The 21812-nt window shown below is 44.7% G+C and carries 15 protein-coding genes; 5 read left to right on the top strand and 10 right to left on the bottom strand.

The window, feature by feature from the left end; translation table 11 throughout:
* Window positions 1-257 precede the first annotated feature (257 nt).
* The 3 genes from zwf to gnd are packed head-to-tail and all read left to right on the top strand — an operon-like array spanning window position 258 to window position 3951.
* Window positions 258-1760, top strand: coding sequence for a glucose-6-phosphate dehydrogenase (gene zwf / locus L0992_09045; GenBank protein XGB65872.1), 1503 nt, complete (start codon window positions 258-260; stop codon window positions 1758-1760).
* Window positions 1757-2473, top strand: coding sequence for a 6-phosphogluconolactonase (gene pgl, locus L0992_09040; GenBank protein XGB68713.1), 717 nt, complete (start codon window positions 1757-1759; stop codon window positions 2471-2473). The genes zwf and pgl overlap by 4 nt, the downstream gene beginning before the upstream one ends.
* Before the next feature lie 29 nt (window positions 2474-2502).
* Window positions 2503-3951, top strand: a complete 1449-nt coding sequence (gnd, locus tag L0992_09035) for a decarboxylating NADP(+)-dependent phosphogluconate dehydrogenase (protein ID XGB65871.1) — start codon at window positions 2503-2505, stop codon at window positions 3949-3951.
* 145 nt (window positions 3952-4096) lie between these two features.
* Here the strand turns inward: gnd and L0992_09030 are convergent, their stop codons facing one another.
* The gene (locus L0992_09030; GenBank protein ID XGB65870.1) at window positions 4097-5257 is read right to left on the bottom strand and encodes an HD domain-containing protein; all 1161 of its coding nucleotides are present in this window, start codon (window positions 5255-5257) and stop codon (window positions 4097-4099) included.
* A 429-nt stretch (window positions 5258-5686) separates the two neighbouring features.
* On the opposite strand from L0992_09030, the gene L0992_09025 reads away from it, so the two are divergent.
* Entirely contained in the window at window positions 5687-6100 is a 414-nt protein-coding gene (locus L0992_09025) for a VF530 family DNA-binding protein (protein ID XGB65869.1), read from the top strand.
* A 141-nt stretch (window positions 6101-6241) separates the two neighbouring features.
* Here L0992_09025 and L0992_09020 read toward each other — a convergent pair whose 3' ends face one another.
* The 7 genes from L0992_09020 to L0992_08990 form a co-directional block, all read right to left on the bottom strand.
* Window positions 6242-6433, bottom strand: a complete 192-nt coding sequence (locus tag L0992_09020) for a hypothetical protein (GenBank protein ID XGB65868.1) — start codon at window positions 6431-6433, stop codon at window positions 6242-6244.
* A 255-nt stretch (window positions 6434-6688) separates the two neighbouring features.
* Window positions 6689-7447, bottom strand: coding sequence for a sulfite exporter TauE/SafE family protein (locus tag L0992_09015; GenBank protein XGB65867.1), 759 nt, complete (start codon window positions 7445-7447; stop codon window positions 6689-6691).
* A 207-nt stretch (window positions 7448-7654) separates the two neighbouring features.
* A complete protein-coding gene (locus tag L0992_09010; GenBank protein ID XGB65866.1) occupies window positions 7655-9175 on the bottom strand; it encodes a tripartite tricarboxylate transporter permease in 1521 nt (506 codons plus the stop codon).
* A 10-nt stretch (window positions 9176-9185) separates the two neighbouring features.
* On the bottom strand, window positions 9186-9686 hold the full coding sequence (locus L0992_09005) for a tripartite tricarboxylate transporter TctB family protein (GenBank protein ID XGB65865.1): 501 nt from the start codon (window positions 9684-9686) through the stop codon (window positions 9186-9188).
* A gap of 248 nt (window positions 9687-9934) precedes the next feature.
* Window positions 9935-10906: a tripartite tricarboxylate transporter substrate binding protein gene (locus L0992_09000; GenBank protein XGB65864.1), complete on the bottom strand. Its 972-nt coding sequence runs from the start codon at window positions 10904-10906 to the stop codon at window positions 9935-9937.
* Window positions 10907-11199: 293 nt separating this feature from the next.
* Window positions 11200-14874 carry a response regulator gene (locus L0992_08995; GenBank protein XGB65863.1) on the bottom strand — a complete coding sequence of 1225 codons (3675 nt, stop codon included), beginning with the start codon at window positions 14872-14874 and terminating at the stop codon, window positions 11200-11202.
* 32 nt (window positions 14875-14906) lie between these two features.
* On the bottom strand, window positions 14907-15950 hold the full coding sequence (locus L0992_08990; GenBank protein XGB65862.1) for a two-component system response regulator: 1044 nt from the start codon (window positions 15948-15950) through the stop codon (window positions 14907-14909).
* Window positions 15951-16264: 314 nt separating this feature from the next.
* On the opposite strand from L0992_08990, the gene L0992_08985 reads away from it, so the two are divergent.
* Entirely contained in the window at window positions 16265-17494 is a 1230-nt protein-coding gene (locus L0992_08985) for a hypothetical protein (protein XGB65861.1), read from the top strand.
* A 189-nt stretch (window positions 17495-17683) separates the two neighbouring features.
* Here the strand turns inward: L0992_08985 and L0992_08980 are convergent, their stop codons facing one another.
* Window positions 17684-18337 carry an AarF/UbiB family protein gene (locus L0992_08980; GenBank protein ID XGB65860.1) on the bottom strand — a complete coding sequence of 218 codons (654 nt, stop codon included), beginning with the start codon at window positions 18335-18337 and terminating at the stop codon, window positions 17684-17686.
* An 82-nt stretch (window positions 18338-18419) separates the two neighbouring features.
* Window positions 18420-21812 carry a type VI secretion system membrane subunit TssM gene (gene tssM / locus L0992_08975; GenBank protein XGB65859.1) on the bottom strand — a complete coding sequence of 1131 codons (3393 nt, stop codon included), beginning with the start codon at window positions 21810-21812 and terminating at the stop codon, window positions 18420-18422.

Here is a 21812-nt window from a genome sequence, read left to right as displayed (position 1 = left end):
ACTCAGCTATCGATTAGAATTTGTTCGAAATGAGTCAATATTTAATCGATTGCTTTCACAGTGGTTGATGTAAATCAAATACTCATAGACAATACTGTCCCGAATAGAGGTGATAGCATTCACCCTCGTTTACCAAACGCATTCTCAAGTGTAATAGGCACTCGCTATTGATGTAATAGCTAAGACCTATTATCTATTTTCGTATGTCGCTGATACCGTTGGCGAATACTAAAAACCTTGTTTTTATAGGAAAGATGATGGTAATACCTGAAAACAGCAGCATCGTTATTTTTGGTGCGTCGGGAGATCTAACTTACCGCAAGTTAATTCCTGCTTTGTACCACCTGTATGCTAGCAATCAACTACCAGAATCCTTTGCGATTCTTGGAGTGAGCCGTACTGAGTACAGCGATGAGTCTTACCGTGAGAAGCTGAAGAAGTCTCTTCAGGAAATGGAACAAACTGAACCTGAGACGCTGAATGCATTTATTGAACATTTGCATTACCAAGCGATCAACACTTCAGATGTCGAAGATTACGCTCGTTTAGCACAACGTCTAGACAAGCTTGAGCAAGACTACCAATTCGAAAACCATAACACACTGTTCTACTTGGCAACGCCACCAAGCCTATACGGTGTGATCCCAGCAAACCTTGCTGCGCATGGCCTGAACGATGAAACGAACGGCTGGCGTCGTCTGATCATCGAGAAGCCATTTGGTTACGACCTAGCTTCTGCTCAAGCATTAGATGAAGAGATCCATCATCACTTCCAAGAACACCAGATCTACCGTATTGACCACTATCTTGGTAAGGAAACGGTACAAAACCTTCTAGTGCTTCGTTTCTCAAATGCGATGTTTGAACCACTGTGGAACCGTAACTTTATTGAATACGTTGAAATCACAGGTGCTGAGTTCCTTGGCGTTGAAGAGCGTGGCGGATACTACGATGGTTCTGGCGCAGTTCGAGACATGTTCCAAAACCACCTGCTGCAAGTGCTAGCGATGGTTGGTATGGAGCCACCTGCTCAAATCAATGCTGATTCTATTCGTGACGAAGTGGTTAAAGTACTTCAGTGTCTGAAACCTCTTGAGGAAGATGACCTGCGTAAAGATCTCGTTCTTGGTCAATACACAGCTTCAGACGTTCGCGGCCAGCACTTGCTAGGCTACCGTGAAGAGCCGGGTGTAGCAGACGATTCTCGTACTGAAACCTACATCGGCTTGAAAGCGCACATCAACAACTGGCGTTGGAATGGTGTTCCTTTCTACGTTCGCACAGGTAAACGCTTACCAACGCGCGTAACGGAAATCGTGATTCACTTTAAGAACACGCCACACCCAGTATTTGGTCAAGATGCACCAGAGAACAAACTGATTATCCGTATCCAACCGGACGAAGGTATTCAGATGAGTTTTGGCTTGAAAGAGCCGGGCGCAGGCTTCAAAGCAAAAGAAGTGAAAATGAACTTCTCTTACTCTGACTTGCCTGAAACTCAAATGCTAACGGCTTACGAGCGTCTTCTTCTTGATGCACTTAACGGTGATGCAACTCTGTTTGCACGTACCGATGCAGTAGAAGCATGTTGGAAGTACGTTCAACCAATCTTAGACTTCAAGCAAGATCCTCAAGCACTGTTTGGCTATGCTTGTGGTACTTGGGGCCCACAGGAAGCGGATGAACTTCTGCAACGTGATGGCCGCGCATGGCGTTTCCCATGCAAAAACTTAACAGACACGGATTACTGCGAACTATGATCAATCACAAGATCTTTGCAACGCCAGAATTGGTTGTTGAAACTCTAGCAAACGAAATGAAAGCGTACAGCGAGCAGGGTAAACCTGTTCACATTTCATTGTCTGGTGGCAGCACGCCAAAAATGCTTTTCAAGCTTTTAGCTCAAGCACCATACGCAGAAGGCATTCAATGGAATAACCTTCACTTCTGGTGGGGCGACGAACGTTGCGTTGCACCAGACGACGCTGAAAGCAACTTCGGTGAAGCTAACGCGCTCTTGTTTACTCAAGTGAACCTTCCTGCTGAAAACATCCACCGCATTCGTGGTGAAGATGAACCTAAAGCAGAAGCAGAGCGTTTCGCAAAAGAGATGGCAGACGTAATTCCAACTGAAAACGGCACGCCAGTTTTCGATTGGATTTTGCTAGGTGTTGGCGCAGACGGTCACACAGCTTCACTATTCCCGGGTGCAACCAACTACCAAGATGAGAACCTGTCTGTACTGGCTTCTCACCCTGAGTCTGGTCAAATCCGTGTTTCTAAAACCGCAAAAGTTTTAGAAGCAGCAAAACGAATCAGCTACCTAGTACTGGGTGCAGGTAAAGTTGAGATCGTTAAAGAAATTCATACTACCCCTGCTTCAGAGTTGCCTTACCCGGCAGCGAAAATCCAGTCTAAAACTGGCGAGACAGAGTGGTTCCTAGATTCAAATGCAGCAAGTGCTATCGCATAAGTGCGACTAGCCGCAAGGAGATATAAATAATGAAAGGTGATATCGGTGTAATTGGCCTAGCAGTAATGGGTCAGAACCTTATCCTAAACATGAACGACCACGGCTTCAAAGTTGTGGCTCACAACCGTACTGCTGCGAAAGTAGACGAGTTCCTAGAAGGCCCAGCTAAAGGTACTAACATTGTTGGTGCTTACTCTCTAGAAGAGCTAGTTGAGAAGCTAGAAGCGCCACGTAAAGTGATGCTTATGGTTCGTGCTGGTGACGTTGTAGACACGTTCATCGAAAACCTAATCCCACTTCTAGACGAAGGCGACATCATCATTGATGGTGGTAACACTAACTACCCAGACACTAACCGTCGTGTAGCGCATTGTCGTGAGAAAGGCATCCACTTCATCGGTACTGGTGTATCTGGTGGTGAAGAAGGTGCTCGTTTCGGTCCTTCAATCATGCCAGGCGGCGCAGCTGAAGCTTGGGAAGCGGTTAAGCCAATCTTCCAAGGTATCTCTGCAAAAACTGACGCTGGTGAGCCTTGTTGTGACTGGGTTGGTAACGACGGTGCTGGTCACTTCGTTAAGATGGTACACAACGGCATCGAATACGGTGACATGCAGCTTATCACTGAAGCATACCAGTTCATGAAAGATGGCCTAGGTATGTCTGCTGACGAGATGCAAGCAGTATTCGCTGACTGGAACAAGACTGAGCTAGACAGCTACCTAGTTGAAATCACTGCTGACATCCTTGGCTACAAAGATGAAGACGGTGAAGCGCTAGTTGAGAAGATCCTAGACACTGCAGGCCAAAAAGGTACTGGTAAGTGGACTGGTATCAACGCGCTAGACCTAGGTATCCCGCTAACTCTAATCTCTGAGTCTGTATTCTCTCGTTGCCTGTCTGCTCTTAAAGACCAACGTGTTGAAGCTGAAGCTTTGTTTGAGAAAACAATCACTCCAGTTGAAGGCGACAAGCAAGAGTGGGTTGATGCACTACGTCAAGCTCTACTGGCTTCTAAGATCATCTCTTACGCTCAAGGTTTCATGCTAATGCGTGAAGCGTCGAATGAAAACGGCTGGGACCTAAACTACGGTAACGTAGCACTAATGTGGCGTGGTGGTTGTATCATCCGTTCTGCATTCTTAGGCAACATCCGTGATGCGTACGAAGCAAACCCAGACATCGCGTTCCTAGGTTCTGACGAGTACTTCAAAAACATCCTACAAGGTAGCCTAGTAGCATGGCGTAAAGTAGCAGCGAAATCTCTAGAGTCTGGTATCCCAATGCCATGTACGATTTCTGCGTTATCTTTCCTAGACGGTTACACAACAGCACGTCTACCAGCTAACCTGCTTCAAGCTCAACGTGACTACTTCGGTGCTCACACTTATGAGCGTACTGACCGTCCACGTGGTGAATTCTTCCACACAAACTGGACTGGTACAGGCGGCGACACTGCTTCTACAACTTACGACGTATAATCGTTAGTTAGAATCAGTAAAGAACACGTTTGTTCTTTCAGCTGAAAACTAGAAAATAAAAGGATGCCAATTGGCATCCTTTTTTATTGGCTCGCGTTTTCTTTGGTCTACACAACCAAAGCGTTACAGTTCAAGGCATCACAGTTCAAGCCATTATGGCCTGGGGTTTTACATCGTCGTTATATTGCTCCCGAATTGCCATAAAGCCGTCTAGGTTCTGTTTAAGCGCCTCAACACATTCAGGGTCGAACATCGAACCGTTGTGCGCTTCAATGTATTCCATGACTTCATCCAATGACCATGCGTGCTTGTAAGCTCTTTTGCTCATCAGCGCATCAAACACATCCGCGAGCGTTACAATTCGTGCTTCAAGTGGAATCGCAGTATCACTCAGACCATCAGGCAACCCCGAGCCATCAAATCGCTCGTGGTGATGACGCACAATATTCTTAATGAACTGAATTTCATCAGAACACATAGAGCAATGATGGGAGAGGGACACCACATCGTTAATCATCTCTTCGCCATATAAGGTGTGATTGTTCATGATGGCTCTTTCTTCTGCTGAGAAACGACCGGTGCTAAATAACACGTTATCTGGGATTCGATATTTTCCTATATCGTGGAAGGGGGCGTATAAACGAATACGATGAATGAACTGGTGTGTGATTTCATTATTACTCTGGGACATCGTTCTGGCGATCTGTTCACTGTATTTTCCCATGCGAATCAGATGCTCTTTGGTTTCAGGGTCGCGAGCGTGTCCCATGTTTAAGGCGATGGCTAATGACGACTGAAAGTGACGTTGCCTTTCAAACAGTTGAACAAACAAACTCGAGATAAGCTGAGAGAGATAGGCAATATCACACTGGATATATTCCTTAGCAAAAAAGCCCGTTGACGATGCATTGATAAACACAAATCCAAGGTTACTTTCTTGATAGCGAATGGGCGTTGTATAACTGCTTTGGTGTCCAAGCTGGAGTAAGTGTGAAATTTGTTTGGTCGGTTTGATCGAGGTGAGATCGTGGATGATTCGAATATCGAGAGATTCAGCCATTCGAGACAAAGCTGATTCTGGTTTAAGTTCTTGTTCTATGTAGCGATGTTCTGCTTCTTGGCACAGCGTGTCTGAAACAAAGTAATTCGATGCTCTGTTTTCGCTGCATAGTACAACGGAAAGCCGAGATAATATGGGGTAATGCTCGCGAGCTAGCCTAAAGAGATCATCAACGATGGCGATAATATCTTTATCTTGGGCGGCTACTCTGCTGATTTGGGAGTAGTCAAACATGGTCAAAGCCAACCTTTATTTATATTTATATCATTGTTTAATATCGTTATTTGTAGGTTTCTATACCACTTCTAACATAGCACCGTGCTGTAAATTCGCAACACTGCGTTCTAATAAATTCAAATTTCATTAGTTTAAATAGGGATATTTCATGCTTCTATCATGGTTTTTGTTAACTTGCGCGAGTTTGCTGGATCTCTGATGAGAAGAACCTTCGTCGGGAGAGGGATGGCTGTATTACACGCAACATCAGGATGGTAAGTGACCATTTTTAAATTAAATTGAAAGATAAATAGGATAACGAGTATGCTTTATGCCATCATAAAGGCATAAATAAGGGCAAGGGATGTAATGCCCAAGTGATTGAGCTAGAAGCGGTCAGTGATGACGGTGTTCTAGAGTATATTCAAGGCCGTGAGCTGCCTTGAAAAAGGTAATGTTATGACTGAAGAAGAAAGAATCGAACTGCAACAAAATAACCCTTTACACGGCTTAAAGCTTGAGACCATGATCACTGAGTTAGTGGATCACTATGGTTGGGAAATTTTGGATGCAGCAATGCGCATGAACTGCTTTAATACTAAGCCGACTGTAGCAAGCGCTGTTAAATATCTGAAGAAGACGGAGTGGGCTCGTGAGAAGGTTGAAAACTTCTACCTTTATCGTTTTAAGCGTATGCCTAAAGCATCAGACATCGAATACCAGATGCCTCCGCGTTCACGTACATTCCGCCACGGTTTAGAACCTCGTGAGCCAATGGAGTTAACGGTTGAGTCTATCCAGGCTTCTCAAGCTAAAGCGGCATCGGCATTTAAAGCACGTCGTGGTGGCAACGGTCGTAACTTTCGTCGTTAAGAACAAGGCGTCGCTAATAAAGAAGCGTCATTAATAACGCCGTCTAATCAGCCAAAAGCATAAAATACAAAAGGAGCCTAAGTGCTCCTTTTTTAACGTGTGTACTTTATTCAAGCGTGTACAGCTTGTTGTACTTGAGTCTTAAGCTTCGCGGTTCTTTCTTTGATTCTTCCAAAGATCGGTGACATAAACGATGGCACTGATAAGTAAGAAGAGCGCTGACACAGAAAACAGAGCGGGCATTTTGAGAATCCACGCGAATGTGGCAGCGAGAAAAGCGACAAAGCAAATGAGTCGACTTGATGACATGACATGACCGAGCTTAATGTTCATAACGCCTCCTAATGAAGTCTCACTTTCGACAGGAGAATTATCCCACTTTCCGCAAAAGAAAGGCTAAAAAATAGTCTAAATTGTTATCAAATTTACTAATTAAAGGACTCGTCTCACACATATCGACACGGCTATTTTATAAGCAATAAAATAGCGAGATAGGTAATGTGAGAGTCAGCTTTCCCGCTGTGTTTTCCAGTTAGGATTAGATTCAGTCTCGGGTTTAATTAGTGTCAAACCGACTTAGCATAAAGCCTAGTTAGTATAGAAAAAGTAAGCGGTGATTAAGAAACTCGCGATGATCACTGTGTTACGAACATACTGTTGTGGGATGCGGCGAGAGATTTTTGCTGAGTAATATCCACCAACCAAGGTCCCCATCAAAACGGCCATGCCTGATGGCCAATCAATCGAGCCATTTACGATAAAAAACACGATCGCCGCAAGTGATGCACAAGCGGAAACAAGCAGCTTAATCCCATTCATCACGTTGATATTGGTGTAACCCGCCAGAGCTAAGTAGCTCAATGTGACGATTCCTAGTCCGGCATTAAAGTATCCGCCATAGATACATACGATCAAAAGCAATAAAGCGGAAAAGAAGGCGCCAGCGTTGGTGGCGTGTTTGTGTTTTGCTGTTGCTTGTTTCAACCATTTATTGAGCGTTCCACCAAAGGTGAAAAGAAGGGCTGCGAACAGTAACAACCAAGGTACAGATTGAGTAAACAATGCCTCTGGTGTGTGCAGCAATAAGAAGGCACCAATGCCACCGCCAATCACACATAAAGCAATGGTCAGTTTAAGTTGTTTGGTACCCGATTGGATCTCATGACGCAGTGCATAAGCGCCACTGATGTAGCCTGCACAGGATGCAAAGGTATTGGTCGCGTTGGCTGCGATAGGAGGCACGCCAGCAAACAATAGAGCGGGGAAGGTGATGAAGCTGCCACCTCCTGCAATAGAGTTCAGCACGCCGCCAATTACGCCTGACAAGAATAGAATCAACCAATCCATAGTTTTAGAATCCAATGCGTTAAATGACTGGTTACCTTACTTGATTTTGTTATGAATATCAGAGCTGTGGGGGCTTGAAAGTGCGAGTTTGTGAGTTTGCTACCATCTTAGAGTTGTGTTTGTTCTTGAGAGCGGGTATGAAAAAAGGAGCCTGAGGCTCCTTTTGTTTAGTTTAAAGTAAGTGATGTTCGCTTGCTTTATCTGAGTCTAAACTTCAACTGGTTTTGCTCTAAAGCTCTTGAACAGCTTAACCAGAATCGGGCTAGAAAGAACCAATACAGCCAAGATGGTGAACGTCATAGTGATAGGGCGTTCCCACAAGAAGCTAAGCTCTCCATCGCTGATCATCAGTGCTCGTCTTAAGTTTTCTTCCATCAAGCCACCTAAGATAAAGCCAAGCAATAACGGGGCGAGTGGGAAGTTGGCAAGTCTTAATGCTATCGCCGCCATTGCCACTAGTAGCATCACAAATACGTCCATGGTGTTAAATGACACCAAGTACACACCAGTGATTGAGAAGAAGATAATCATTGGTAGTAGCACTGTTCTTGGTACTGCCAGCAACTTAGAGATGTAAGGAATAAGCGGCAGGTTCAAGATCACCAGTACGATGTTGCCAAAGTACATAGAGATAATCACCGACCAGAACACATCTGGATGCTCAACGAACAGGCGAGGACCCGGTTGGATGCCGTAAGCGATCAATGCACCTAGCATGATTGCGGTAGTACCAGAGCCCGGAATACCTAGCGTCAGTAGCGGAACGAATGAACCACTTGATGCTGCGTTGTTTGCCGATTCTGGAGCAACAAGACCACGAATGCTGCCTTTACCAAACTCTTTCTGTTTGTCTTTCGGTGCAAGGCTGCGCTCCATACCGTAACTTAAGAAAGCAGCGATGGTTGCACCAGCACCTGGAAGTACACCAGTAAAGAAGCCAAGGATTGAAGAACGAATTGAAACCGGAGCAACCTCTTTGAACTCTTCTTTGGTCACTTTCATGCTGCCAATATCGGACATCTTTTTACTTTCTTCAGCGCTGTTGTCTTGCTCAGGTTTAAGAATGCCCATTAAGGTCTCACCCAGTGCGAACGTCGCCATCGCCAGCAATAGGAAGCTGAAGCCATCCATCAGATCTGTTAGGCCGAATGTGAAACGCTCAACACCAACGCCTTTGTCGATACCTACCGTTGAAAGCATCAAGCCTAAGATGGTCATCATCCACGCCTTGATAACCTGTCCTGGGCCTGCAAACGCCGCGACAGCTGATAAACCTAATAGCATCAGTGCAAAGTAGTCAGAAGACTGGAAGCTCAGTGACACGCTTGCTAGAGCGGGCGCAGCGATCAAAAGCATAATTGCTGAAAGCGTACCGCCAGTAAAAGAAGAGTAAGCTGCAAGGGCTAGTGCTTTACCTGCTTGGCCTTTTTGTGCCATTGGGTAGCCGTCGAACGCCGTTACCACAGTAGAAGAACAACCCGGAGCGTTGATTAGGATTGATGACGTTGAACCACCAAATACCGCGCCGTAGTAAACACCTGCCATCAAAATAAGACCAGAAGATGGGTCTAGGCCGTAAGTGATAGGGATCATCAGAGCAATGGCTGAGATTGGACCTAGCCCCGGCAGCATCCCGATGAAGGTACCTACGAAACAGCCCACGATTACCATCATGATGTTCATTGGCATCACAGCGGTCGAAAGTCCTTGTAAAATTCCGTCTAACATAATGTTATCCCTACCAAAGAGTGAAGATTAAACCAGGCTCTAGGTAGATATCTAAGCCTTGAGTTAAAAGAAGAAAGAACGCGATAACGAAAGGAAACGACGCGCCAAATAAAATAGATTTACGGCGCTCACCCAGTAGGTAGAAGCCCGCAAATAGGAAGAAGCTTGTTGCTAGAACGAAGCCAAGGTATGTCAGTCCAACGCCATAAAAAGCCATTAGTACTAAGAAACCAATCAGCAGCTTCCAGTTTAAAGGTGCGGTTTCACACTTGAGCTTTTTGTCTGGCTGACCAGTCACAAGCAGAATCAGCGACAACCCGATACCGATAAAAGTCAGCAGGGTAGGCAGTGTTCTCGCGGTAAAGGGTTCATATTCATCACCAGGAAACAGCGGTATCAGAGTGGTTTGGTAGCCGTAGCACAAGCACGCCAGCATAAAGATCAGAGCTCCGAGACGATCGCCTGAAAGCAAAGATTCCTTACTGAAAAATTTGGTTGGTAAGTCCGACATATCCAACTCCATTTGGGTGGTGTAGAAAAATAAAAAAACCGTACATGAGCGAGTCAATGAAATGTCTGGGATCACTAACCGAAGGTAAGCGAATTACGATGCTTGAACTGAGCAAGCCACTTGCATTTACAACGAATCAGCAAGCGTGAGTAATACGTCTACGAATAAACAAAGGAGTTTGAAGTTAACTCATGTACGGCGAAACAAGGAAAGAGTAAGAGGGCACAAAGTCCCTCTATCGTTGTTGGTTATTTCAAGAAACCAAGCTCACGCATTAGGTCGCCCATCTGTTTTTCTTGATCTTCTAGGAAGGCGTAGAAATCTTTGTCCGCTTTGTAGTTATCGATCCAACCGTTACGGTCACGAACCACTTGCCACTCATCGGTTTTGTACATTTTGCCTAGTGCTTCATTCCACTCATCGATTTTCGCTTGACTAGTATTTGGAGCCGCGAAGAATCCACGCCAGTTAGAAAATACTGTTTCGTTGCCGTATTCGGTTAGTGTTGGAATGTCTGGTGCTGCTTCAAGACGTTTTGGTGCTGTTACCGCAAGTACTTTTACCTGTCCAGATTTAGACATCTCTAGTACTTCACCAAGGCCAGTTGAAAGCAGTTGGGTTTCGCCAGAAAGCAGTGCAGCCATCGCTTTACCGCCCGCATCGTAAGCAATGTAGCGAACCTTTTTCGCATCAAAACCTTCGCCTTTAAAGGCTGCTGCAACCACAAGGTGATCCATGCTGCCACGAGCTGAACCGCCAGCAATTTTTACTTTACGAGGGTTGGTTTCGAATTCTTTTACTACGTCTTCCCACGTGTTGTATTTAGAATCTGCAGAAGCAACGATTGCGCCGTAATCGGCAATGGTTGCAGCAACTGGTGTTAGGTCACGGAAAGACTGTGGGAAAATACCCGTTAGAGAGCGCACAACGATAGGTGTTGAGTTCACCATCAGCGTATCTTCTTGGCGTTGAGCCGTTTCAATTAGGTGTGCAATGGCTTTACCGCCGCCGCCACCAGATAGGTTTTGGAAAGAGACATTTTCTACGATGTCTGATTTCACCAGTACATCACCAGTACCACGAGCTGTCATATCCCAACCGCCACCAGCGCCGCCAGGGATTAGGAAGTGGATTTTCTCTACGTCAGCAGCAAAAGTGTTGAAAGAAAAGGTTGCTGCGATGATAGAAGCCGCAAGAGTAGGTTTCAGTGCCTTGAACATGGTTCACGTTCCTTATGTAGGGGATCTCTTCAATGGAGAGAAACTTATGTTTATATCCAGCTACTAAACACACGAGTAGGGTATTGCTTAGTAGATGAAGCTAAAGTTAACGGTGTGTTAACGAATTGTCTGCAATGCGGCGATATTGAGGATAAAGAACATTGGGTGAATAAAGTTCATAAAGTTCACGGCAAGGTGAGGGGAGTCGCTACTGTCAGAGGTAGATAAAAAAAGAGAGCCACTTGGGCTCTCTTTAACAGCTTGTAATTTATGACATATTTAGTATTTAAGGCTCATGATGAGTTGGCTAGTGTTGAGCCTTTTAGCAGTTCAGTCGCTGTATCGAAGTCAAACTCTTCTAACGAGCTTTCTAATCTCTTGAACTCAGAAGGTGTTAACCCAACCTCGGTGCCATCTTCAATGTTAAGAATGATGTTGAGTGCTTCAGTGTCATCATTGGCAACGGCTTCTAACAACTGATGGTACAAAACAGTATCTGGCTGATTTGTTGCTGAGTCAGTACCCGTAACTTGTTCATTGGAGTTGTCGGTTGTGTTTGTTGTTTGGAATACTGCGTTGGAGATCCCCTGACTGATCTCGATCGTGGTTTTAATAACGTTCTGTTTTAGTTCGTCATCGGTAAGCTCGGACTCCAGTTTTTCACACAAGCTATGTAAATCGCTCGCACCTAGATTACCAGCCACACCTTTAAGGGTGTGCAAGTAGCGCTGCTGGGCACTGCTTGATAGCTCAGCAGTTAAGGTATCTTCGTCAGAATATGCTTCAACAAATCGCTTCAATAACTTCATGTAGAGCTTGTGATTGTTACTTGCTCGTATCAATCCCATGTTGGTATCGAGACCATTAATGGCAGGCAATGTCTCTGGTTCACTCTCTGAACGGTTGTCATCTTGTGGAGTTACACTCGACTCTTGCAACAAAACATTGAATTGTACTGGGTTAGACGGTGAAACCCAATTAGCTAAGGTTGCGAACATAGAGCCTACATCAATCGGTTTCGCGATGATGTCACTCATACCACAGTTGAGTGCTTTCTCTTTATCTCGTTCCATCACGTTTGCGGTCATTGCGATGATAGGGGTTTGGCTGTCTTTTATCTCGTTACGAATATGCTCTGTCGCCTCGTATCCATCCATAATCGGCATCTGGCAGTCCATCAAAATACCATCGAAAGGGGTCTCGTCAGTGATGGCTTGCTGATAAAGCTCGATGGCTTGTTGCCCATTCTCTGCAATAGTGACTTTAATCTGCTGCCCCTCTAACAGCTCAGTGGCTAGTTCTTGGTTTATCTCGTTGTCTTCAACCAACAAGAGGTTAGCACCTGCGAGTTGTTGAACATTGGCAAGCTGGTTCTGTTGTTCCAATTCGCTGCGAGATACTCGATCTGAGTCCAGTCCATAAAGGGATACGATAGAGTCGTAAAGGTGAGACGAAGTAATCGGTTTGTCCAAAATACTTGGAACTTCAAATCCTCTTTGGGTAATGGCCTCGGCTAGTTCTTCACGACCATAAGCGGTGAGCATCATTATTTTCGGCTCTTTACTCAATGATAAGCCGTGATTGAGCGCTTCTAACAGGTCAACACCATCGCGCTTAGGCATTTTCCAATCAGAGATAATCAGATCAAAGGGCTTGTTGTTAACATCTGCAGTGTGGAGTTCTACTAAGGCTTCATCAACAGAGGCACTTAACGTTGGAGTCAGCTTGAGAGACTCGAGAATATCGCCAACGATCAAGCGCGCACTGGAATTATCATCAACAACCAGCACTTTCAAATGATTAATCGAAGCAGGAACCACGACTCGGTTTTGAGTAATAGAGTGGCTGACTTGTGTTGAGATGGTGAAGGAGAAGGTTGATCCTTTGCCAAGCTCAGTCGTCACTTGGATGTCTCCACCCATTAGTTGGCTTAGTTCTTTACTGATCGCCAAACCTAAGCCAGTACCACCATATTTTCGGGTGGTAGAGCTGTCGGCTTGCGTGAATTTGTTGAACAGCTTAGCGGCTTGTTCTTGTGTCATACCAATGCCACTGTCTGAAACAGCAAAGTTCAGCTTGATGTCATCGCCATTTCTTTCTTCGACAGAGATTGAAATTTTCACTTCGCCTTTCTCTGTGAACTTAACAGCGTTGTTACTCAGGTTAATCAGGATTTGACCAAGCCTTAACGGGTCACCAATCAGATTGGTCGGTACGTCTCGGTCTACTTGGATAAGGAGCTCTAGCCCACGCTCAGAAGCACGTAAACCAACTAGATTGGTGATGTTATCGAGTACGTTCTCAAGGTGGAAATCAACGTTCTCTATGTCCAATTTACCCGCTTCGATTTTAGAGAAATCGAGAATGTCGTTGATAAGGCCGAGTAGGGTGTCTGAAGAGAGTTTTACTTTGTGGATGTAGTTACGCTGCGCCTTGGTTAAATCAGTTTTCAGTGCCAAGTAGCTCATACCAATGATGGCATTCATTGGCGTTCGAATTTCATGACTCATGTTAGCGAGGAAGTCCGATTTTGCTTGGTTTGCGGCATCAGCTTCGTCTCTTGCTTCGGCTAGACTGTGTGCGAAAGCTTCTAAAGCTGAATGCGCCTTGTTAGCGAGTAAGCCCATTAACAATATGATGACGAAGAAGATCACACCGCCAACAGCTAAGTGAAAAGTGACACTAGACGAATCTTTTACATTGACGCTCTCCGCTAAGTGGCGTTGGGATACAAAATCTCGAAGTTCTATAAAGGAACTGTCCATAGCTTCAAGCAATTGGTGGCCGCGCATCTGGGAGTTGACCAACTCACTAAATTGAGATTCATAGACACTAATATGCATATCAAAGGCGGTTATTTTTATATTTGGCGCGTACAAGCGAATAAGCTGTTGAGCGTTGCTTGACTTAGCTTGCATTTCATTGATGACGTCGGAGACTCTGTTGGCAATGAGTTTCTGCTCCTCTGAGCTAGTCAAAAGGAAATCGCGATCTAATCGACTTGAACGACTTAATAGTGTACGAATCTCCAGCAGTTCTTGCCCTATGAGTAATTGAGATGAGAGTTCGGCTTGGGATTGGGATACGAGATGATTCAGCTCAGCCACTTGGCTCTGCTTTGCTTGATAGAGTAACCCAACCGAACGCGAAAATTCAGAACCACTGAGTGTGACTTGACTGATGAGTGAAGCTCTTAATTTAGTAGAAGAAACTGGCACGCCTTGGAGTTGAACTAAGTTGGTGTAGTAGCGGTTCTTCGCTTTATCGATGATGTCTAAAAGTTGTTGCCCGTTGTCATCTGAGATCTGTTGTTGCAGTTCCAAAACTAACTGTGAAGCTTTTTGCATCTCAAATTTGACCAACGAGTAGGTTTTTAGATCACCGTTGAGTAGGTATTCTTTTTCGAGATTTTGTATATTGACCGCAAGAGTGGCAAGTTGACTGGTTTTTAAGGCAACGTTGGTTAGGCCTTCGCTGGTTAGTCTTAGTGCTCTTATATTCTGACTGTTTTGGTTAATGGCTTGGTTATGTAAATCCCTCATGTCCCGTAACAGCTTTGTTGCGGCGTTTGAGCGCTCGTCCATGAGTGCTCTAGTTGATTGGCTCAACTTGATGATGTCGACATATTCTTTGAATTGAATCAGGTACTTGGTGAGCGAATCAACAGGTAGTGATGCTGCATATTCGCCCTCATAATCGTTGGCGAGCTGAATGGTGTGCTTTGCTTCTTGATCAAAGTCTTCGATAACTTGTTCGTTGTAATCGTTGCTGAAGGAGAGTTCGTAAACGCGCAGTTTATCAAGGGAGGTCAATAATCTAGTACTAGAGGCGTACTCTTCAACACCAATGAATCGATTATTGAGGTTGATCCAAGCGCCAACAGCGACGGAAAACACCACGATGGCCGCAATAAGAAACGAGATTAAGATTATTTTTGAATCAGTAGCGAATCTAGAAACAGTATTCATAAAGTACCTGTGTGTATAAAGTACCAGCGTACTTAATGTTCTTGTTCATCAGTAAAAGAGTCTTTGACGGTGAGCATCTCGTCGAGCTTACTAATGAAGATAGGGACCAAGTTAGGGTCGAAGTGTTGGCCAGCTTGTTCTTGTATCAGTCCAATTGCTTTTTCGATCGGCCAAGCTTCTTTGTATGGACGTTCGCTGGTTAGGGCATCGAACACGTCTGCAATGGCAACAATGCGTGCACTTAGAGGGATATCTTCACCTGACAGCTTATGAGGGTAGCCACTGCCATCCCATTTCTCATGGTGGTAAAGGGCGATTTCTTGGGCAAGTTTGAGCAATTTAGAGTCATTGTCTCCAATAATATCCCCACCAATGGTGACGTGTGTTTGCATGATCGCCCACTCATCTGCATCAAGCTTACCGGGTTTACCCAATATGCGGTCAGGAATACCGATTTTACCAATATCGTGCATCGGCGCTGCTTGGAATAATAATTCTACCCACTCTTCACTGACGTCTAACTGCTGAGCAAGAATCTTGGAGTAGTAACTCATTCTTACAACGTGCATACCAGTTTCGTTGTCCTTATATTCAGCGGCGCGACCAAGCTTGCGGATAATCTCAAGGCGGCTCATCGCTAATGCCTCTGTTCTCTGCCTAACCTTACGAGAGAGCGCTAGGTTTTGGTCGTACAGAGAAATGTGTGTCACTACACGAGCCTTCACAATGGGTGGGCTGACGGGTTTGGTGATGTAATCCACGGCTCCGAGTTCAAAGCCTTTTTGTTCGTCGACCACATCGGTTTTAGCGGTAACGAAGATAACAGGGATATCAGATGTGACTGGGTCACTTTTAAGCCTGCGGCAAACTTCATAACCATCCATTTCTGGCATCATGATATCAAGAAGAATGAGATGGGGCTTTGGCGATGAGGCGGCGATTTTCAAAGCCTTTTCACCGGATGTCGCTGCTTTGATTTTAAAGTCGTCGTTAAGGATCCCCGAGAGGGTATGGATGTTATCCGGGATGTCATCAACAACCAGAATAATCGGTTTCTCTGTCGTAATTTGATTCATTTTTCGTCCCTAAAAAATTTAATCAGATTGCTATGTTCTATGCTAATAAAGCGTAGTGGAATTTGGTGGAAATGCATGATTTCTGGAGGGTTAATTGTTGGTTTTGGAATCTAAAAGGAAATAATGGCGAACCTTTCTATGAATAGATATTTTATATGTTAACCTTTATTTAACAAAGAATAACTACATGGATAGTGTAGTAGTGCGATCAAGGTTGAATAGTTCACGTTTTAGTTCGCTAAGACCGAATGATTCAGGGGTACTTAGTCGTTCAAGTAACTTCTATCGTGGATTTGTTACAGGGAGAACGTACGATGCCGAATACAGGGCTGACCCTCATTCAGAAAGACATGCTATCGCTGTTTGCGAATGCTGATTTGGTGGGTGTCACTAAAGTAGATAAAGTTAAGATTGCAGTTGCCGCTGCAACAGAAGTAGACAGCTTAACAGGTACCATTACTGAGGGCGTCACAGGAAGTGGAACCAGCCTCGCGGGTATGATTGAAAACATAACCGAGCAGATCAAAGAGAAATTCCTCGATTACGCTAAGAGCATAACCAGTATCGCGATGGATGATATTAAGGCGCAGATACTGAGCATGATTCCAAGCTTAGTTAAGCGGATTTTTGCAGACTTAGCACCTGCTATCGACGACATAAAAGAAGCCGCCACGCGGATTTACTCGGCGTTAGGTAAAGCTGTAAACAACCACAAAACTCGTCACTTGAGCTCTATGAGCACAACGCGTGTTGGTGCTGATGTGATTGATAAAATCCGTGGCGAGATTCGTGCGGTTGCTATCCAAGATTCAATGATCGCATTGGCTCATGGTGGTGTGATTGCGATTAACCTTGCGAGCTCAGGTATTGGCGCAACGGTGACCAGTATTGTTAAAGCCGTACTTTCTATCTTCAACTTTTTCCGCGGTTTATACGACAAGTGGGTAATGGAACGTAAGTTTCGCAAGTTTAAGCAAGAGTGTGTGATGCTTAATCAAAAGCGAGACGTTATTGGCGCGAACTTCTTCCGCGACTGGTTCAAAATGAAGATGGAAGAGATCCCTGTGATTGCTTCCTATATGGTTTGCATGCCTTGTTACAGTTCGCCATATAACTTCTTATCTATCACAGACATTACGCCACCACCTCCGAATATGAAGACGCGATTAACTCGAAGAATTAAGCGAAAGTTTGGCTTTAAGGTGAACACTGATCCTTCTGTGATTAAGTTGTCTTTCCAGAAGTCGACATTGAGTGCTTACGCTACGCTACAAGAAGAAGCCAAGGCGTTCATTGCTAATAGTGAAATCTCGTTAGAGAGTAATAAGCCCGGAGTGAAGCAGGTGTTGAACGCAGCGCGTGGTGAGCCTAACTTTATACCGGGAACGGATGAAAAAGCGTTTACCAAGGCAGTAAGAAAGCAACAGGTTAAGAATTTCTTCAACGGCACAACGATCAAAGAGAGTGTAAAAGAAAGCCTAGCGCCTAAAGCACTCGCAGCGACGGTTGCTGGTGGATTGGAATCGCTTTTAGTGCCTGAATAACTCTTTGTGTTCGAATAACTCCTAGCGCCCTAAAAAATCCTAGTGCACTAAAAACTCCTAGTGCACTAAAAACTCAGCCACCAAAGCTCAAAGTAAGACTTAACGTGCTTAAAACGAATGCAAAAAGCGGATGATTGATCATCCGCTTTTTGTTGTCTGCAGATCTGTAAAACTGTAGATATGGCCGGTTTATCTATGCTGCTTTAATAGAATCTGATATCGACTTGGCAGTGCTGCAGCATCTAATAGCTCTTCTAATATGACAGCGAGCGCGAACCAATCATCCAACTTGTTTGTGATTGATTGGTGTCTAGAGTATCGAGGTGTGTAGCTGTCAAAGCGAAGCACAGAGCGTTCCGTCCCTATTTTAGTGACAGAGCCAAAGTCGATGAGTTGAGCTTTACCTTGTGGATTACAAATAATGTTGGAAGGTTTGATATCACCATGAACGAAACCTAACGTGTGGACTTGGTTTATGACCTTTTCTAGCGCGTTCAGCCAGTGATAAAGCAAAGGCTGTGTGGGCTGTGAATTGGTTTGAATTTCCAATAGTGTCTGACCATCAATGTAAGAAAGCACTAGGCAGTCACTCTTGTGGCTAGAAAAGTAATCACAATATTGCAGCCAGATGTCTTGTTTATTAGAGTTGGTATTGAAATTAGTATTGGAGTAGAGAAACTCCGCCTCTTGTTTTAGAAAGTGGCGGTGCTTTAGCTCTTGAGCGTACTTGATCGTTACCAGTCCCCAATTAGGGTGCTGGGCTCTGAAAACTCGCGAACTTAAACGAGTGAGTTCAGTGTAACCATGATGCTGGAGCACTTGCTGAAGCTTTTCATCATTCAAATTCCTCTGATTAGAAGAGGCAAGATCTTCGGAGAGTTGAGCTCGCCTCGATAGGGAAGGCGAGCTATTTGAAGAAGCGTTATTAGATCCCACTTGGTAGAGAGAACCCAGAGAAGAAGCCCGGAACAAACGGATTCGATTGACCTTGAGTTTTAATGGTCAGTTTCACCTTGCTGTCGCCGTAAACAAACTCAACCTGAGTGTCTTGTGCCGAGGTAAAGTTCACGTTTGGTTCGAACAAGCGGAACCAACTCCATGTGCCTTTCACAGTGTTCTGCCCAATTGTAGAGTCCTGCGCATTGAGTTGAACGCCTAGCTTCTCAATAAACTTCGCGTCACCTTGCCACGATTGTTGGCTCCATAGCGTTGGACCATGACGATAGGTAAAGATTGGCTTATCTGAAATGATCGAAAACTCCGTGATGTTGGGCGTCATATCGACGGCTTTCAACTGGAAGTTAATCAGGATATTGGATGGATCGGCTAAGAATAGGGCGCTCTTTATATCAGCAGCCTTATCCATCATTGTCCAAACATCGGGTGTGATCGATAAGCCCGTACCTGGAAGTAGCCCCGGTAAATAAGGCGCTTCGTCGCTGTCTTTTACGAATCCATTCAGGCGAGTTTGAGAGAACTTGTCGACAATCCCGTTGGTCACGAAGAAGGCTTTAACATCTGCCACACTCACGTCTGATTTAGATTTTTGATTGAATGGATAGAATGAAGCTAAACGCTGTTGATAAGGCTGATAAATTTCATTTGACCATGCTGTATTCAGGAAGTCGTGAGCCAGTGACATTACCGTCTCATTGCTTTGGTGTACCACCTTATTAATCAGCTCTTCAGCGACCTCTAAATGACTGTTGGATAAGCTGGATAGTGAAGCAATAGGGTTACCAGCTTGCAACGTAACGGACAGCGTATCAAAGGCGACCTTTTGTGGCTCCTTAGTTTCGTAAAACTTGTCTCCCCATTTTTTAGCATTGATAAACGCCGTAAGAAGGTTATCTATTGGCTTCTTACCTTGGTCATTGGCCGATACCTGTTTCTTATATGCTTGGAAGCTAAGAGATATCTGGCGAGCAGATTCCTTCTTGTCAGGATCTTGAATCGGCATGCTTGCAGGATCTTGCTCTTTGTCATCCTTCGCAGGGATTTCAAGCTCTACATAGGTATATTTAGCTATGGTCGAATACAAACTGACGAGTGGGTTATTGCTTGCTTCTGATAGGCTCGTTAGGGCACTTTTCAGTTGCGTTGGATCGGCTACTTCTTTGACCTCGACATTACGAACTAAATCACGCCAATAGTTGATGTAGTCGTTCTGATAAGTCTGCTTTAACTCTCTACTGATGCGGTGAAGTTCTAATGCGCTAGGATAAGCGCCAGCCACACCTTCATAGGACTGCAAAGCGGACTTGAGAGTAGGAGAGTTCACCGATAAATCGAGTTCGTTAAAACCGGTTGGTGTGTAGATATACGGAACCAAGTAGCCAGCGTAGCTTGGCGAAAATTGAAGTACTGAGCCAAAGTTGTCACCTAACTCACCGCGAATATCGACGCGTTTGGCATAGGCTGTCGAACTTTGGATGTGTTCGTACAGCAGGGTTTCAATGCCTGTTTGAGTGATGACTTTCTTGGCAAGACTTTCTAAATCATGATTCGATTTTATCGGCGTCAGGTTACGCGCAAAGATGTCATTAAGCAGCACGTCTAATTGAGCGATGTTGACGCTATCAGCTTCACCTTGATCTTGCAGAGTACGAACGTAGTAGTTCTTAAGCTCTTGGACGTTGGTTCTGTCTTTGCTAAACAGTAAACGATAGTTATTAAGTAAAGAGAGAGTCTGTGACTGATCTTCTAAGTTCACATAGACGAAGAGATCTTTCTCGAGTGTGTTCTCCATAGAAGGAATCAGGACTTGTTGTAACTCGGTGAAGTATGCTTCTTCGACTTCTTCCTTGATACTTGGGTTTGGCATAAACGGCAAGCTATACCAAGGCTCCGGCTGATTGTAGAGGTTGTAGATTCGCTGCAGTGAGAACAGGTTCGGAATATTGTCCGCCATGTTTTCGATGTCATAAGGCGATGCCGAGATGGCTTCTTTATAACGTTCCAACATCACATCGGCTCTAGTCTCACGTTGGTTCTGGAAATCGAAGTCGAACTTAATCACCAGCAATACGGCGGCAAGTAAGCCAATCCAAGAGAGTGTGAACAGCACTTGATTCACGAGTAAGGTGTTCTCTTTGCGTTTGTTTACGCCGACAAGTTCGTGCTCAGATAGGATCACGTGAGTCATCAGGTATTGGGCAAACAGGGTTTGGTTTACCGGGATTTGCTCATTCTGCTGATAATGCTCGTGGCCGACGGAGTAAGAGACAGCGCTCGCCAATAAGTCTGATTGAGCAGAGCTTTGACCATCATGAGTGAAGTAAAAGCCTCTAAACTGCAGTGCATCGCTGAGTTGCTCTCCACGATACAAGCGATTTAGGAACAGCCAAAGGTTCTGTTTTAACAAGCCGAATTGGAAAGGGGCACTAGCAATAGAGTTCCGGTAATCTTGATTCAATTGACCTGCTAATGCATTGCTCATGTTCGCGATCAATTCACTGATCAAATGATCGTATTCATCATTAAACCAGTTTGCATCGATGCCACCGTGTATCGAATAAGGAGCGGTAGCACCGAATACTTCATCGCGTTTCGACTCATCAAAAGCGGAGAAGAACTGACAAAAATCACTGATGCTGCCCATGTTCGATATAACGTTATATATCGGCAAGCTGACACCAAATGCTTGATTAAACGTCTTTATTGTTGATTTGAGTTCGTCAGCTTGCTGTGTGATTTGTTCATTGTTTGCTAATAGTGAGGAAACGTCAGTAGTAAGCAACAAGCCATTGGCCGCTTGTCTTGGGCGCCAAGCGGTTAAGGACTGACACAGTGTTTTCAGGTATTCAGGATGTTGGTCTTCCCCCATGCTGATAGATACCAAAATTGAATGCTCACTGACCCAAAATAGGATAGGGAATTCGATGTCATTACCGAAATCATCAAGCTTATAAGCCTCGTAACCCATCTGCGTGATGATGCTTTTGTCTTTGTTCGGGTTTTGGCTCAATAGCAAATAGATAGGCTGGTCGTAACGACTAGTTAAGCGAGTTTTGCGCTTTTGCCCGCTGATCATACGCTTGAAATGGTTTGCTAGTTGCTTTTGTCTTTTCTGAATCAGTTCTTTGTCTAACGACTCTTCTTGTGATTTTGCGCTGCGCTTAATGAGCACCCAGTAGCAAATAAAGCCGATAAGCGTGGATATAATGGCGATAGTCGTCAGTGCCCACACCAAATAAGCATTGAGTGGTGTTAATAGAATAACGCTAGAGGCGACGGTAAAAAAGGCGACAGAGGCCAGGGCAGAAATGCCTACTGTTTTCTTTACATTGCCTGACTTGTTTGATTTGGCATCCGGCAT

Source organism: Vibrio pomeroyi (genome assembly GCA_041879425.1).
In the GTDB taxonomy this organism is placed as follows: Bacteria; Pseudomonadota; Gammaproteobacteria; order Enterobacterales; family Vibrionaceae; genus Vibrio; species Vibrio pomeroyi_A.
This window is presented reverse-complemented; position numbering and strand designations above follow the sequence as displayed.

Excerpts from the sequence above, each read along its gene's own strand:
- L0992_09010 (XGB65866.1), bottom strand. The coding sequence starts at position 9,175 with ATGTTAGACGGAATTTTACAAGGACTTTCGACCGCTGTGATGCCAATG.
- tssM (XGB65859.1), bottom strand. The coding sequence starts at position 21,812 with ATGCCGGATGCCAAATCAAACAAGTCAGGCAATGTAAAGAAAACAGTA.
- L0992_09005 (XGB65865.1), bottom strand. The coding sequence starts at position 9,686 with ATGTCGGACTTACCAACCAAATTTTTCAGTAAGGAATCTTTGCTTTCA.
- L0992_08985 (XGB65861.1), top strand. The coding sequence starts at position 16,265 with ATGCCGAATACAGGGCTGACCCTCATTCAGAAAGACATGCTATCGCTG.
- zwf (XGB65872.1), top strand. The coding sequence starts at position 258 with ATGGTAATACCTGAAAACAGCAGCATCGTTATTTTTGGTGCGTCGGGA.
- pgl (XGB68713.1), top strand. The coding sequence starts at position 1,757 with ATGATCAATCACAAGATCTTTGCAACGCCAGAATTGGTTGTTGAAACT.
- L0992_08990 (XGB65862.1), bottom strand. The coding sequence starts at position 15,950 with ATGAATCAAATTACGACAGAGAAACCGATTATTCTGGTTGTTGATGAC.
- L0992_08995 (XGB65863.1), bottom strand. The coding sequence starts at position 14,874 with ATGAATACTGTTTCTAGATTCGCTACTGATTCAAAAATAATCTTAATC.
- L0992_09000 (XGB65864.1), bottom strand. The coding sequence starts at position 10,906 with ATGTTCAAGGCACTGAAACCTACTCTTGCGGCTTCTATCATCGCAGCA.
- L0992_09015 (XGB65867.1), bottom strand. The coding sequence starts at position 7,447 with ATGGATTGGTTGATTCTATTCTTGTCAGGCGTAATTGGCGGCGTGCTG.
- L0992_09020 (XGB65868.1), bottom strand. The coding sequence starts at position 6,433 with ATGAACATTAAGCTCGGTCATGTCATGTCATCAAGTCGACTCATTTGC.
- gnd (XGB65871.1), top strand. The coding sequence starts at position 2,503 with ATGAAAGGTGATATCGGTGTAATTGGCCTAGCAGTAATGGGTCAGAAC.
- L0992_09025 (XGB65869.1), top strand. The coding sequence starts at position 5,687 with ATGACTGAAGAAGAAAGAATCGAACTGCAACAAAATAACCCTTTACAC.